The sequence below is a fragment of the Sphingomonas sp. CV7422 genome (assembly GCF_027945725.1).
GTDB classification, from domain to species: domain Bacteria; phylum Pseudomonadota; class Alphaproteobacteria; order Sphingomonadales; family Sphingomonadaceae; genus Sphingomonas; species Sphingomonas kyungheensis.
In genome coordinates, this window is the sequence record NZ_CP115900.1 from 3,263,392 (window position 1) to 3,277,323 (window position 13,932).

The 13,932-nt window shown below is 68.4% G+C and carries 16 protein-coding genes; 9 read left to right on the forward strand and 7 right to left on the reverse strand.

Annotated elements, in window-relative coordinates; translation table 11 throughout:
• Positions 1–11: 11 nt before the first annotated feature.
• Genes flgF through flgB form a run of 5 tightly spaced genes read right to left on the reverse strand, consistent with a single transcriptional unit; the run spans position 12 to position 3,610 of the window.
• Positions 12–764, reverse strand: a complete 753-nt coding sequence (gene flgF / locus PBN85_RS15500) for a flagellar basal-body rod protein FlgF (protein WP_037531916.1) — start codon at positions 762–764, stop codon at positions 12–14.
• A 23-nt stretch (positions 765–787) separates the two neighbouring features.
• Complete coding sequence (locus tag PBN85_RS15505) at positions 788–2,083, reverse strand: flagellar hook protein FlgE (protein ID WP_037531913.1); 1,296 nt, start codon at positions 2,081–2,083, stop codon at positions 788–790.
• 39 nt (positions 2,084–2,122) lie between these two features.
• Positions 2,123–2,851: a flagellar hook assembly protein FlgD gene (locus tag PBN85_RS15510; protein WP_271299549.1), complete on the reverse strand. Its 729-nt coding sequence runs from the start codon at positions 2,849–2,851 to the stop codon at positions 2,123–2,125.
• 2 nt (positions 2,852–2,853) lie between these two features.
• Entirely contained in the window at positions 2,854–3,261 is a 408-nt protein-coding gene (gene flgC / locus PBN85_RS15515; RefSeq protein WP_037531910.1) for a flagellar basal body rod protein FlgC, read from the reverse strand.
• Between the two features lie 4 nt (positions 3,262–3,265).
• On the reverse strand, positions 3,266–3,610 hold the full coding sequence (flgB, locus tag PBN85_RS15520) for a flagellar basal body rod protein FlgB (RefSeq protein ID WP_037531908.1): 345 nt from the start codon (positions 3,608–3,610) through the stop codon (positions 3,266–3,268).
• Positions 3,611–4,224: 614 nt separating this feature from the next.
• Here flgB and PBN85_RS15525 point away from each other — a divergent pair.
• The 8 genes from PBN85_RS15525 to PBN85_RS15560 all read left to right on the forward strand — a co-directional run bounded on the left by PBN85_RS15525 (position 4,225) and on the right by PBN85_RS15560 (position 10,527).
• Positions 4,225–4,869: a MotA/TolQ/ExbB proton channel family protein gene (locus tag PBN85_RS15525; protein WP_081792909.1), complete on the forward strand. Its 645-nt coding sequence runs from the start codon at positions 4,225–4,227 to the stop codon at positions 4,867–4,869.
• Positions 4,866–5,375 (forward strand): hypothetical protein, encoded by a 510-nt coding sequence (locus PBN85_RS15530; RefSeq protein ID WP_271299550.1) that lies wholly within the window; start codon positions 4,866–4,868, stop codon positions 5,373–5,375. The genes PBN85_RS15525 and PBN85_RS15530 overlap by 4 nt, the downstream gene beginning before the upstream one ends.
• A complete protein-coding gene (locus PBN85_RS15535; protein WP_271299551.1) occupies positions 5,372–5,893 on the forward strand; it encodes a flagella basal body P-ring formation protein FlgA in 522 nt (173 codons plus the stop codon). The genes PBN85_RS15530 and PBN85_RS15535 overlap by 4 nt, the downstream gene beginning before the upstream one ends.
• Positions 5,894–5,983: 90 nt before the next feature.
• Positions 5,984–6,292, forward strand: coding sequence for a flagellar biosynthesis anti-sigma factor FlgM (gene flgM / locus PBN85_RS15540; RefSeq protein ID WP_037531903.1), 309 nt, complete (start codon positions 5,984–5,986; stop codon positions 6,290–6,292).
• A complete protein-coding gene (locus PBN85_RS15545; protein ID WP_152542114.1) occupies positions 6,279–6,593 on the forward strand; it encodes a flagellar protein FlgN in 315 nt (104 codons plus the stop codon). The genes flgM and PBN85_RS15545 overlap by 14 nt, the downstream gene beginning before the upstream one ends.
• A gap of 238 nt (positions 6,594–6,831) precedes the next feature.
• Complete coding sequence (locus tag PBN85_RS15550; protein WP_037531899.1) at positions 6,832–7,677, forward strand: flagellar protein FlgJ; 846 nt, start codon at positions 6,832–6,834, stop codon at positions 7,675–7,677.
• Position 7,678: 1 nt separating this feature from the next.
• A complete protein-coding gene (gene flhA, locus PBN85_RS15555) occupies positions 7,679–9,751 on the forward strand; it encodes a flagellar biosynthesis protein FlhA (protein WP_037531897.1) in 2,073 nt (690 codons plus the stop codon).
• Positions 9,748–10,527: a sigma-70 family RNA polymerase sigma factor gene (locus PBN85_RS15560; protein WP_037531895.1), complete on the forward strand. Its 780-nt coding sequence runs from the start codon at positions 9,748–9,750 to the stop codon at positions 10,525–10,527. Before flhA ends, PBN85_RS15560 begins: the two co-directional genes overlap by 4 nt.
• Before the next feature lie 312 nt (positions 10,528–10,839).
• Here the strand turns inward: PBN85_RS15560 and msrA are convergent, their stop codons facing one another.
• Positions 10,840–11,376 carry a peptide-methionine (S)-S-oxide reductase MsrA gene (msrA, locus tag PBN85_RS15565; RefSeq protein WP_037535506.1) on the reverse strand — a complete coding sequence of 179 codons (537 nt, stop codon included), beginning with the start codon at positions 11,374–11,376 and terminating at the stop codon, positions 10,840–10,842.
• Positions 11,377–11,438: 62 nt separating this feature from the next.
• Here msrA and galE point away from each other — a divergent pair, with 62 nt between their 5' ends.
• A complete protein-coding gene (galE, locus tag PBN85_RS15570; RefSeq protein ID WP_271299552.1) occupies positions 11,439–12,449 on the forward strand; it encodes a UDP-glucose 4-epimerase GalE in 1,011 nt (336 codons plus the stop codon).
• Between the two features lie 792 nt (positions 12,450–13,241).
• Here galE and PBN85_RS15575 read toward each other — a convergent pair.
• Entirely contained in the window at positions 13,242–13,913 is a 672-nt protein-coding gene (locus PBN85_RS15575; protein WP_051583545.1) for a phosphatase PAP2 family protein, read from the reverse strand.
• Between the last annotated feature and the right edge of the window lie 19 nt (positions 13,914–13,932).

Below are 13,932 nucleotides of genomic sequence, written 5' to 3' on the forward strand. Positions count from 1 at the left end.
TCTTTCTTCCCTTAGCTCGGCAGACGCATCACCGAGGTGCTGCTCTCGTCCATGTCCTTGGCGGACTTCATCAGATTGGCCTGGACTTCGTAACTGCGCTGGTTCTCGATCATGTCGACCAGCGCCTGCGTCATGTTGACGTTGGAGGCCTCCAGCGCGCCGCCCTGCACCTTGGCGTCGAGATTGGCGGGGAGCACCCCGCCGCCCTTGACGCGCAGCAGATTGTCGAGGCCCTTGAGCGTCGTCGTCCCCTTGGTGTCGACCAGCTTGAGCCGGTCGAGCACCTGCGGGTTCTTGGCGTCGCCGCCCTGCGGCACGATGCTGATCGTGCCGTCGGCGGCGATCGTCAGGCTGTCGTGCGGCGGCACGGTGATCGGCCCCGCCTGACCCTGGACGATGAAGCCGTCGCCGGTCTGGAGCACGCCCGACGCCGCGATCTCGAGATCGCCGCGACGGGTATAGGCCTCGCTGCCGTCGGCGGCCTGCACCGCCAGCCAGTCGGTGTTGCCGCTGATCGCGACGTCGAGTGGCCGGCCGGTCGCCTGGATCGCGCCGGGGGCGCGATCGGCGTCGGTGACCTCTTCGCTGGTCGGCATGCGCGCCTCGAGCTGCGTGCCGCCGCCCTTCAGCTCGATCCGGTCGAAGACGACGCGGTCGGCGCGGAAGCCGGTGGTGGACGCATTCGCCATATTGTTGGCGATCGCCGCCTGCGCCTGCATGTGCGCACGCAGCCCCGTCGCCGCCGTATAGACCAGTTTGTCCATCTAAAGCCTCCGCGCCGCGTCGCTCAGTTGCGGATCTGGATGATCGTCTGCGACACCTGATTGGCGGTATCGAGCGCCTTCGAGTTCGCCTGGAAGTTGCGCTGCGCCGCGATCAGGTTGACCAGCTCCTCGGTGATGTCGACGTTCGATCCTTCGATCGTGCCGCTCATCAGCGTGCCGAAGCCGTCGGCGCTCGCCATGCCGAGCGTCGCCGCGCCCGACACGCCGGTCGCCGCCCAATAGCTGCTGCCGATCTGGCGCAGGCCGGTCGGCGTCGAGAATTTGGCGAGCGCGACCTTGCCGAGCGGCTTGATGTCGCCGTTCGAGAAGCTCGCCTGGATCAGGCCCGCGTCGGTGACGGTGACGCCGGCGAGCTGGCCGACCGGAATACCGTCCTGCGTCTTGGCGTTGACCGCGAAGGCCGACGACAGCTGCGTCGAATTGGTGATGTCGAGCGAGATCGTCTGCGTCGCCGCGCCCGAGGTCGGGGTGAAGGCGTTGAAGTCGATCTTGGTCGGCGAGGTCGAGGTCAGCGCGCCCTTGTCGTCGAAGGTCAGCGTCACCTTGTTGCTCGTGTTGGGCGCGGTGCCGGTGGTCATCGCCTGGTCGCCGACGAAGGTATAGACGTCCCAGCTGCCGGTGGTGACCGGCGGGCCGTCGGTGCCCGTCGCGGTGCGCACGTAATAGCTGGTCATCGTCATCGGATTGCCGTTCGCGTCATAGATGCGCGAGGCGACCGAGTTGTTGTAGGTCGTCGTGTCGGTGCGATCGAACTTATAGTCGGCCGCGGCGCCCTTGACGGTCGAGGTCGACGACATCTGCACCGCGGTGGCGACCTTGCTGGTGCCCTTGGGCGTGCCGCTGGTCTGCTGGATCTGCAGCGTGGTCAGGCCCTTCTCGCCGGTGGCGGTGACGTTGCCGTCGCTGTCGACCGGATAGACCATCAGGTAGCTGCCCTGCGCGTCGACGACGTTGTTGTTCGAATCGACCGAGAAGCTGCCGTTGCGCGTGTAGGTGGTCGAATCGCTGGTGCCGGTCGAGCGCATCGTGAAGAAGCCTTCGCCGACCATCGCCAGGTCGAGCGCGTTCGACGTGGTGGTGAGGTTGCCCTCCTTGAACTGCTGCGTGTTGCCCTTCACCACGACGCCCGAACCGACCATCTTGCGCGGATCGGTCGAGGTGCTGGACGCGATGATGTCGGCGAATTCGGTACGGCTCTTCTTGAAGCCGGTGGTCGAGACGTTGGCGAGATTGTGGCTGATCGTCGCCATGTCGGTCTGCGACGCCTGGAGGCCGGAGAGCGAGGTGTAGAAGGACATCGGGTTACTCCTTGGAAGCGGATATCGGGAAAAGCGGGATCAGGTGGCGGACCGGACGTCGGCGGGATTGACGTCGCCGACGCCGAGCACCTTGAGCGTCGGCGAGCCGCTCGACGGCAAGGAGACGGATTCGACCGGCGCCCACACGAGGGTGCGGCTGGTCACGGTCTTGTCGCCGGCGGTGGCGAGCGCGGTGACCGTGAACGGCCCGTCGCCGGCGCTGTTGCCGGCGCCGTCCTTGCCGTCCCAGTCGAAAGTCGCGGTGCCCTTCTTCTGCGCGCCGAGCGTCAGGTTGCGCAGCGTGCCGCCGTTGGCGTCGGAGATCGACACGGTGACCTGGGTCGCGTCGTCGTCGAGCTCGACCGCCCCGTCGAGGCTGCCGCTGGCGCGCGGATAGGCGGTCGATCCCTCGGTCAGCACCGTCTTGCCGACATAGCTCATCGCGTCGGACGCGGTGGTCGAGCCCAATTTGGTGGCGACGCTCGACAGCGTCTTGTTCATCTCGCTGATCCCGGCGACCGACGAGAATTGCGCCATCTGGGCGACCATCTGGGTGTTGTCCATCGGGCTCAGCGGGTCCTGGTTCTTGAGCTGCGTGGTCAGCAGCGTCAGGAAATCGGACTGGTCGAGCGTCGTCTTGGTCGCGGTCGGCGTCGTCGAGGCGCCGGTCGCCGTCGTCGTCGCGCTGGTGGAGCCCGACCGCTTGATGCCGAGCTTGTCGAGCGTCGCGTCGAACGTCGACTGCGTCGAGGTAATCGAGTCCACCATCATTAACGTCCCAGCTTGAGGGTATCGATGGTGAGCTGCTTGGCAGTATTCATCACCTCGACGTTGTTTTGATACGAACGTGCCGTCTCCATCATGTCGACGAGTTCACGGCTTTCATCGACCGCGGCCTGGTAGATATTGCCATCCTTGTCGGCGAGCGGGTTGTTCGGATCGTAGATCTTGGTCGGCGATTCACCGGCGGTGACGATCTTCTCGACGTCGACGGTGGCAAGGCCGCTCGCCGCGTCGAAGCTGGTGCGGAACACCGGCTTCATCGTCTTGTAGGCGGTGTCCGCCGAGCCGGTCGTGCCGCCGACATTGGCGAGGTTCGACGCGGTGGTGTTCATGCGGATGAGCTGCGCGCTCATCGCCCGCCCGGCGACCTGGAAGACGTTGATCGGATCGGCCATCGGCTTACTCCCCCTTCAGCGCGCGGGTGATCTGGCCGATCCGCCCGTTGAGGAACGACAGCGTCGTCTGATACTGGACGGCGTTCTCGGCGAAGGCGGTCTGCTCTTCGTTGAGCTCGACGGTATTGCCGTCCATCGAGGTCTGCAGCGGCACGCGGAACTTGGTCGCGGCGTCGAGGGTGCCGTTATTGTCCTGCTCCAGCGTGGCGAGCGCCGACTTGAAGTCGATGTCCTTCGCCTTGAAGCCGGGAGTCGAGGCGTTGGCGATGTTGGAGGCCAGCACGCCCATGCGCTGCCCGCGCACTTCGAGGGCGGCACCATGGACTCCGAACAAACTCTCTGCGGCCATCGGCCCAAATCTCCGGCGCACCATTGCGCTGCCCGGAGCTAAGCAACCGCCGTGCCAGTTTTCGATTCCGCGTGGCACCTGCCGCTTTTTCGCCGGCCGCGGACCCGGCGGCAAGGCCGGCGGCAAAGCCTTGCCGCCCGTTGCCGGGGAGCGGCAAAAGCTGCCGCCGGTCGGCCGGCATGGTGTTCGAAAGCTTTACCAAATCGCGCCTGCGCAGGGCCCGGCGCGGCACCGGCGACCGGCGTCGGGGCGCCTTTACGAAACCCTTCCGCAGCACGCCCCCGAAAGCGCGACGCCTGCGAACCCGCGCCAGTGCTCCTGCGCACTCAGGAGCCTAGGGTTGTGGAGTACTGAGGGCGTTGCTCTGCCTGACCCTGGGTTCCCGCGTTCGCAGGAACACGATGCCGTCGCGCACTGGGCATCCGTCGCAATGCTCCCGCCACAGTGCTCCCGTGACGGCGGGAGCCCAGTAATTCTCTGCCGCAAGCGGTTGATCCGCTTGACCAATGGACGCCCGCCCGCGCGAGAATACTGCCGGACTCCGCAACCCCGCCCCATTGGCGAACGCCCCATCCCGGGCAATTTGGCCCGCCCCTTGCAACGTCACGCGCATGATGATCGCCCAATTCTTCGATCCGATCGCGCTCGCCATCGTCGGCGGCGGCACCGCGCTGGCCGCGATCCTGCGCGCGCCGCTGCGCGACGCGTCGGGCGCGGTGTCCGCGCTGCGGGTGCTCGGCCGCCGGCGGTTCAGCGCCGATGCGCTGCTCGACCAGATCGCCGCACAGGCGCGCATCGCCAAGCGCCACGGCATCGTCGCGCTCGATCGCTCGGTGATCGCCGACCCCGATGTCGCCGCCGCGGTCGCCGCGATCGTCGACGGCGCCGGCGTCCGCGAGGTCGAGGCGCTGCTCCACCATCGCCGCGGCGCCCGCGTCGCGCGGCACGTCGCGCATGCCGACGTCTGGTCGGCGGCGGCGGAGGCGGCGCCGGCGATGGGCATGGTCGGGACGCTGATCGGCCTCGCCGGCATGTTCGCCAACATGACCGATCCCAAGGCGATCGGCGGCGCGATGGCGATCGCCCTGCTCGCCACGCTTTACGGGGCGCTGCTCGCCAATCTGGTGCTGATCCCGATCTGCCAGCGGCTGCGCGCCGCCGGCCGGATCGAGGCGTTCGAGCGCGCGCGCATCGACGCGCCGCTGCTCGCGCTCGCGCTGCGCGAAACCCCGCGCTCGCCGTTGCAGAGCGTCGCATGACCCACGCGCTCTATCCCGATACGCCGCCCGCCAGGCCGCTGTGGCTGGTGACGCTCGCCGACCTCGCCCTGCTGCTGGTCGGCTTCTTCGTCCTGTTGCAGGCGAGCGAGAAGCCGCGCGCGATCACCGATGCGCTGCGCGAAAGCTTCGGCGGCACGCCAGCGCCCGCGCCATTGGCGATGATGGCGACCGGCGTCGCCTTCGCGACCGGCAGCGCGGCACTGACCGACCCCGCCGCCGCCATCGCCTGGGCGCGCGACGCGGTGCGCGATCCGCGCGTCGCGCTCACCGTCACCGGGTCGACCGACGGCAGCGCCGCGGATGTCGACCCCGCCACCGGCAGCGCCGCGCTGCTCGCCGCCGACCGCGCGCGCAGCCTTGCCGCGGCGCTCGCCCCGGTCAGCCGCCGCATCGCCATCGCCACCAATCCCCGCCCCGGCCGCCGCGCCGCGATCCTCACGCTCGCCTTCGTCGGCGAGCCGCAATCCATGGACCAGCACCGATGATCCTCGCTCTTCTCCTTGCCGCAGCGCCGATGGGCGGCGCACTCGCCTTTCAGGATACCGGCGGACTCGACCGTGCGGTCGCCGCCTTCACCAGCCGGCCGATCGGCGCGGAGGGCGGCGCGCGCACCGCGATCGACAGCCGGCTGCGCCTCGCGCTCTGCCCCACCGTCGCGCTCGCCTGGCGGACCGAGGCGCATGACGCGGTGGTCGTGTCCTGTTCGGGGCCCGACTGGCGCATCTTCGTCCCCGTCATCCGTCCCGCCGGCCCGGCCGCCGCTCCCGCCACCGCCACCGCGCGCGCGCCGGTCGCCGCCAAGGCCGAACCGGTGATCCGCCGCGGCGACCCGGTGGTGATCGAGGCGGGATCGTCCGGCTTCTCGATCAGCCGCGAAGGCATTGCGATGGGCGACGCCCCGCCGGGCGGCCGCTTCCTCGTCAAGGTCGACGACGCCAAGGCGCCGGTACAGGCGATCGCGCTCGAAGGCGGCCGCGCCACGTTGCCCGGCTGGGGCGAATAGGCACGCCCGCCGCGCCGGGATTCTTTTTTCTAAAGGCGGGGCCCTACCGGTCGTTTACACCCATGTCAGGCAACACAGATAGGTGCGGACATGGTGGACTCGATCGGCACGACGCCGCTGAACGGAAGTGGAAGCGTCTCGCGCGTCGCCGCGCCGGCCGCGACGCCGGTGGTGCAGCCGGCGGTGCAGCAGGCGGCGCAACAGGCGCCCGCGGCCAGCAACGCGACGCAGCTCAGCAACCTCGCCCGCACGCTCGCGGCGGAACCGCCGGTCGACAGCGATCGCATCGACGAGATCAAGAAGGCGATCCAGAACGGCTCCTTCCCCATCCTGCCGGCGACGATCGCCGACCGGCTTCTCGCACTCCGGCTGAACTGGAATGGCCATGACGCGGCGTGATGCCCTCATCCAGGTGATCGACTCGCTCCATGCCGAGATCGACGCGCTCAAGTCCAACGACGTCCATGCGCTCGAACGCGCGACCCAGTCCAAGCTCGCCGGCATCGAACAGGTCGCCGCGCTCGGCACCGGCCCGGCCGGCGACGACGTGCGCGCGCTTGCCGACGAGGCCAACCGCCTCAACGAGACGTGCCGGATCTACGTCAACCTGATGGCGGCAAATGTTCGCCGCCGCCTGCAAATTCTGACCGGCGATGCCGGCCACGGCTACCGCCCGACGTTCGTCTCGGCCTGCGCCTGACATTATGTTTGGAAATGTGCTGAAAGCGCATTTCGGCGGTGCCGGCCCGCTCCCCCACCCGGCCTCCCATCAAGGATACTCTGTGGGAGGCCGGGTGGGGGAGCGGGCCGGCACCGCCTGACATTGGCTCTTCCGCCAATGTCCAAACCGACTCTGCGCGAGCGCCGGACGCTTTATGTCATAGTTGGCACGGTTGTTGCTGGAGACCCTCTGACAACAGGGGTGTGCTTTCTTCGTAATGACCGTCAATCCGATTAGCTCCGGCCGGATCCAGTCCGCGATCGCGCTTGCGAGCAGCAAGACGGGCGTCGACTTCGATTATCTGCTCGGCCAGGCCAAGATCGAATCCGGGCTGAACGCCAACGCCCGCGCCGGCACCTCGTCGGCGTCGGGCCTGTACCAGTTCGTCGAACAGAGCTGGCTCGCGGTCGTCAAGAAGCACGGCGCCGAACATGGCATGGCCTGGGCCGCCGACAGCATCGGCCAGTCGCACGGCCATTTCACCGTCAGCGATCCCGCCACCCGCTCGGCGATCCTCGCGCTGCGCAACGATCCCACCGCCGCCTCGCTGATGGCGGCCGAACACGCCTCCGACAACAAGGGCGAGCTCGAAGGCACGCTCGGCCGCAGCGCCAACGGCACCGACCTTTATATGGCGCATTTCCTCGGGCTCGGCGGCGCCAAGAAATTCCTGTCGGCGATGCAGAGCAACCCCGATGCGTCGGCGGCATCCTTGTTCCCGCAGGCGGCGGGCGCCAACCGCTCGATCTTCTACGCCGGCAACGGCCAGCCGCGCTCGCTCGAGGCGATCTACCAGCGGTTCGCCGACAAGCTCGGCGCAGGCAGCGACAGCGTCACCGAGACGCGCGCCGCCAACCTCGCCTTCGCCGCCCAGTCGCTCGACCTCAACGGCTCGACCGTCGTCACCGGCGGCAACGAGAGCGCGGAGGATGCGCTCGCCTGGGCGACGCAGGCGATGGGTCGGCTCAATACCGCGCCGACCAGCGCCAATGCGCTGCTGCGCCCGTCCCCGGCCAATGCCCGGCTCGCCTATATGATGCTCGCGCAGATGGGGGGCCGCTGAGGTGAACAAGCTGCTCGCCTCCGGCCGCGGCGCGGCGCTGCCGCTCGCCATCCTGCTGCTCGTCGTCGTGATGGTCGTGCCGATCCCGGCCTTCCTGCTCGACATCTTCTTCGTCGCCAATATCGCGATCAGCCTCGCGGTGCTGATGGTGTCGCTCAACGCGCAGAAGCCGCTCGACTTCTCGTCCTTCCCGACGGTGCTGCTGTTCGCGACGCTGTTCCGCCTCGGCCTCAACGTCGCCTCGACCCGCATCGTGCTGGTCCACGGCCACGAGGGCGAGAGCGCGGCGGGCCACGTCATCGAGGCGTTCGGCACCTTCCTGATCGGCGGCGACTATGTCGTCGGCATCTTCGTCTTCGCGATCCTGATGATCATCAACCTGATCGTCGTTACCAAGGGCGCTGGCCGCGTCTCCGAAGTCTCGGCGCGCTTCACGCTCGACGCCTTGCCCGGCAAGCAGATGGCGATCGACGCCGACCTCAACGCCGGCCTCATCACCCCCGACGACGCCAAGAAGCGTCGTGTCGAGGTCGCGACCGAGGCCGATTTCTACGGATCGATGGACGGTTCGTCCAAGTTCGTGAAGGGCGATGCGGTCGCGGCGATGCTGATCCTCGCCGCCAACGTCATCGGCGGCCTGATCCTCGGACCCGTAAGCCACGGCATGACGATCGCCGCCGCGGCGAAAAGCTACATCCTGCTCGCGATCGGCGACGCGCTCGTCGCGCAGCTGCCGTCGCTGATGCTGTCGATCGCCGCCGCCGCGATCGTCACCCGCGTCTCGTCGGACAAGGACCTCGCCGGCCAGATCGGCGGCCAGTTCGGGTCCCCGCGCACCTGGACGCCGGTCGCGGTGATCCTCGGCCTGCTCGGGCTGCTGCCCGGCATGCCGCATCTCGTCATCCTCACCGCCGCGGGGATCGCCGGTTTCGCCGCCTGGAAGCTGCGCCAGATCGAGCGCCGCCCGGTGGTCGAGGCTGCGCCCGCGGTCGCCGAGGAGCCCGCCGACCCGTCCAAGATCGGCTGGGACGAGGTGACCGACGGCATGCAGGTCAATTTCGACATCGGCTATGGCCTGGTGCCGCTGGTCGATCCGCGCCGCGGCGCGCCGCTGATGGGCCGCATCACCGGCGTGCGCCGCCAGCTGTCGCGCGAACTGGGCTTCGTCGTGCCGCAATGCCGCGTGCGCGACGACATCAACCTCGCGCCCTATACCTATCGCATCCTCATCAACGGCGTCGTGCTCGGCGAGGATCAGGTGTCGCCCGACGAGATGCTCGCGCTCGACACCGGCCAGGCCTATGGCTCGCTCAGCGGCAAGAAGGCGAAGGACCCGACCTTCGGGCTCGACGCCACCTGGATCCCGTCGGGCGATGCCGATGCGGCGACCGGCGCGGGCTTCCTCGTCGTCGATGCCGGCACGGTGATGGCGACGCACCTCAACCATCTGCTCGGCGCCAACGCCACCGATCTGCTCGGCCCCGACGAGGTCCAGTCGCTGCTCGACGGGCTCAAGGAGCGCGCGGCGCAGCTCGTCGCCGCGCTCACCCCCAATCCGCTGCCGCTCACCACCCTCACCCAGGTCCTCAAGGGCCTGCTTGCGGAGAATATTCCGTTGAAGGAATTCCGTCGCATCGCCCAGGCGATCGCCGTTGCCGCCACGCGCAGCGCCGACGCCGAAGAGATCATCGAACTGATCCGCCCCGAACTCGGCCCGCTGATCATCCAGAAACTGTGCGGCATGCGCGAACCGCTGCGCGTGATGACGCTCGACGGCCAGCTCGAAGCGCTGCTCGGTCAGGCGGCACGCGCCGACAGCTCGCGCCGCCACGTCATCGAGCCCGATCTCGGCCGCCGCATCGTCGATGCGCTGCAGGAGGCGGCCCAGCCGCTGATCGCCGAGGCCAAGCCGTTCGCGCTGGTCGTCCAGCCGGCGATCCGCCTCGCCATCCGCAAATTGGTCAAGACGGTGCTGCCCGACACGCCGGTCCTCTCCTTCTTCGAGGTGCCCGAGGAGAAGGCCGTCGAGGTCGTCGCGGTGATCGGCCAGCAGCATCAGGCGCTCGCGGCATGAGCGCCGAGCCGATGCCGCAGGCGTTCACCGCCGCCACCCCGGCGCCCGCCGACATGGTGCCGCAGGCGCCGCTCACCTATTCGCGCGCCACCCGGCCGGGCGGCGATCCCGAGGCGATGATCCGCCAGTATCTGCCGCTGGTCCGGCGGATCGCCTGGCACGTCCACGGTTCGATGAGCACGATCGTCGAGGTCGAGGACCTGGTGCAGATCGGCCTCGTCGCGCTGGTCGAGGCGGTCGGCCAGGCTGCGGAGCAAGGCGCGCAGTTCCGCGCCTATCTCCAGACCCGCCTGCGCGGCGCGATGATCGACGAACTGCGCCGGCAGGCGACCTCGACGCGCGGGGCGATGCGGCGGCGGCGGCAATATCATGCCGCGATCGCGACGCTGACCGCGCAGACCGGCCGCCCGCCCGAAGAGGCGGCGGTCGCGCGCGAACTCGGCGTCTCGGTCGAGAAGCTGCGCGCCGATTACGTCACCGCCGAGGCGGTGCGGTTCGAGGCGATCGACGACATCTATTCGGACGATCTGCCCTGGTTCGCCGACGACACGCCCGACGCCTTCGAACAGCTCGCCGAAAGCGACCTGCGCGACACGCTGATCGCGGCGATCGGCGCGCTGCCCGAGCGCGAGGCGCTGGTCGTGCAATTGTTCTACGTCGAGGAACTCAATCTCGAAGAGATCGGCCGCGTCCTCGGCGTCGGTGCGGCAAGGGTCTGCCAGATCAAGGCTGCCGCGCACGGCCGATTGAAGAAAGCTTTGGCCCGCAAACTGTAATCCTCCCCGGCACGGGGAGGGGGACCGTCGCGCGCAGCGCGATGGTGGAGGGGGCTCGCCGCAAGCGCTTCGCACGCGGAAGCCCCCCTCCGTCACCTTTGCGCGGTGCCACCTCCCCGTGCCGGGGAGGATTTATGCCGTGGCTCGCCGCAAGCGCAGCGCCTGTGGAAGCCCCCCTCCGTCACCGCTGCGCGGTGCCACCTCCCCGTGCCGGGGAGGATTTACGCCGTGCCTCACCACCAGCGCTGCGCACGCGGTAGCCCCCCTCCGTCACCGCTGCGCGGCGCCCCCTCCCCGCCCCGGGGAGGAGATTTACGCCGCCGCCTTCGCCCGCGCCGCGAAGCTCTTGCGCAGCTTCTGCAACTTCGGCGGGATCACCGCCATGCAATAGGGGTTCGACCGGCCCGAGGTCTCCCAATAATCCTGGTGGTAATCCTCCGCCGGATACCAGGTCGACATCGGCTCGATCGTGGTGACGATCGGCTTGGCCGAGTCCGCCTGCGCGCGCTCGATCGCGGCACGCATCTCGCTCTCCTGCGTCTCGTCCGCCGGGAACATGGCCGAACGATATTGCGTGCCGACGTCATTGCCCTGACGGTTGAGCTGCGTCGGATCGTGCGTCGCGAAGAAGATGTCGAGCAGGTCGCCGAGCTGCAATTGCGCCGGATCATAGCCGATGCGGATCGCCTCGGCATGGCCGGTGTCGCCGCCGCACACCTGGCGATAGGTCGGATCGGGCACCGACCCGCCGATATAGCCGCTCTCGACGCTCTCGACGCCGATCACGTCCTTGAACACCGCCTCGGTACACCAGAAGCAGCCGCCGGCCAGCGTCACATAGTCTGTCATCACAGTCTCCTTTGCGCCGATGTAGGAACGCGGTAGGGCGCGCGGAAGACGGGAGACAGACGATGGCGTTGCAGAACGGGTTGAACGGCAAGGTGATGGTGACCGGCGGCGCCGGCTATATCGGCAGCCACGCGGTGCTGGCGCTGCTCGACGCGGGCTATGAGGTCGTCGTCGTCGACAATCTCGTCACCGGCTTCGACTGGGCGGTCGATCCGCGCGCCACCCTGGTCACCGCGGCGATCGAGGACGAGGCGGTCGTCCGCGCCACGATCCGCGATCATAAGGTGCGCGCGATCATGCACTTCGCCGGATCGGTGGTGGTGCCCGAATCGGTCAGCGACCCGCTCAAATATTATCGCAACAACACCGCCGCGACGCGCAGCCTGCTCGAAAGCGCGGTGGTCGAGGGTGTGCCGCACTTCATCTTCTCCTCGACCGCGGCGACCTATGGCACGCCGGTCAAGGTGCCGGTGCAGGAGAACGACCCGACCGTGCCGATCAACCCCTATGGCATGTCGAAGCTGATGACCGAGGCGATGCTGCGCGACGTCGCCGCGGCGCATCCGATCAACTATTGCGCCTTGCGCTATTTCAACGTCGCCGGGGCCGATCCGCAGGGGCGTAGCGGCCAGTCGACGGTCGGCGCGACGCACCTCATCAAGATCGCGGTCGAGGCGGCGACCGGCAAGCGCGCCGCGGTGTCGGTGTTCGGCACCGATTTCGACACGCCCGACGGCACCGGCGTGCGCGACTATATCCATGTCAGCGATCTGGCCGCGGCGCATGTCTCGGCGCTCGAACTGCTCGTCGCCGAACCGAGCAAGAGCCACACGCTCAACGCCGGCTATAACCGCGGCTTCTCGGTCAACGAGGTGCTCGATGCGGTCGACCGCGTCACCAACATGACGATCGAGCGCCGCTACGAAGGCCGCCGCGCCGGCGACCCCGCCGCGCTCGTCGCCGACAACGCCGCGATCCTCGCCGCGCTGCCGTGGCGGCCCGAGCGCGACGATCTGGAAACGATCGTCAAGGACGCATTGGCCTGGGAACGCAAGCTGGCCGAACGGGGGTAAGGCGCGCGGGGCGGTTGCGGGCGGCGAGTGGCTCGCGCGCAAATCGGCTCGGTCGGAGTTTGGTTCGCGCGGAGTTTGGTTCGCGCGGAGGCGCGGAGGACGCAGAGGCGCGGAGATGTCGCGCCTGCGTCCGCCGCGGCCCGTCCCGACAGGCAGCCCTTTACACAAGCCTCCTCACCGCCCCGGCGAAGGCCGGGGCTCAGTTGGGCAAGCCGGCAAGTTATCACGAAGCTTTACCCAACTAGACCCCGGCCCCCGCCGGGGTGGTTCGTGAGCAGGCAAGGTTCTGGCCACCCCGGACGTTTGAAGACAGATCCTTCGGAATAGTCACTCCGACCATCCAAAGCACCAGTATTCCCGCGAAGGCGGGAATCCAGTGGCCAAGCAGAACAACCGCTTGCGGCTCAGAAAATTGACTGTCTCCCGGCGTCGCTGGAGCCGTGATCATCTGAGACAAAGACCTAACAACCGCGTCGAGACTACGCACCCAAGACCCGTCCTGCGCACCCTCTCTGCGTCCTCCGCGCCTCCGCGCGAACCCAAACACCCGTTCCACCTGCCGCATCGGCAAAGACAGAATGATCCCACCCCCGAATAGGACCACCCCCACCACAAGTCCCGCATAACAAACCAGAACCACACCCCCCTGTCCTACCCCGCCGGTATCCGGTAGCGACACGGCCGCAACACCCGCTCTGTCTCATCGTCGAAGCCAAAGAAACGGAAACGATCACCCCGGATCGTTTCCATCGAGGTGTTCAACTTGTCCATGTTGCCCCAATCCGGCCACAGTCACCGCTCGCCGCCGATCGCCACCCGTGCCTTCGCCGTCGCGGTCCACCAGCCGAGCGCCCACAAGGTGCCAAAGCTCCACCCCGCGATCACGTCGCTCGGCCAGTGGACGCCGAGATAGACGCGGCTGCACCCGATCGCGCCGACCAGCAGCACCGCGACGGCGAGCAGATAGCGGCGCGCGGCGCGGTCCGGCGTCACCTGCCCGGCGAGCGACGCCAGCGTCAGATAGACCACCGCGCTCGACGTCGCATGGCCGCTCGGGAAGCTGTAGCCGCTCGCATCGACCAGATGCGGCACCAGATCGGGGCGCGCGCGCAGCACCACGCCCTTGACCGCATCGACCACCCAGCCGCCGGTCAGGCTGGCGAGCGCGGTGGCGAGCGCGGTCAGCCACAGCCGCTGGATCAGCAGGAAGCCCGCGACGATCACGACGATCACCGTCAGCACCACGCCGCCGCCGAGCGCGGTGATGTCGCCCGCCACCTTGGGCAGCCAGGCCGGGCCATGCCAGGCGCGCGCGCCGACGATGATCGCGCGATCGAAGGCGAAGGGATAGCGGCTGGTGGCGAAGGCGCCGATCAGCAGGATCAGCAGCCCGACCGCGATCAGCGCGAGACCGGCGAGCAGCGGCGGCAGGCGGCGGCCGCCCGAAGGATGAGGATCGGTCATAGACCGACCCGAACGTGCG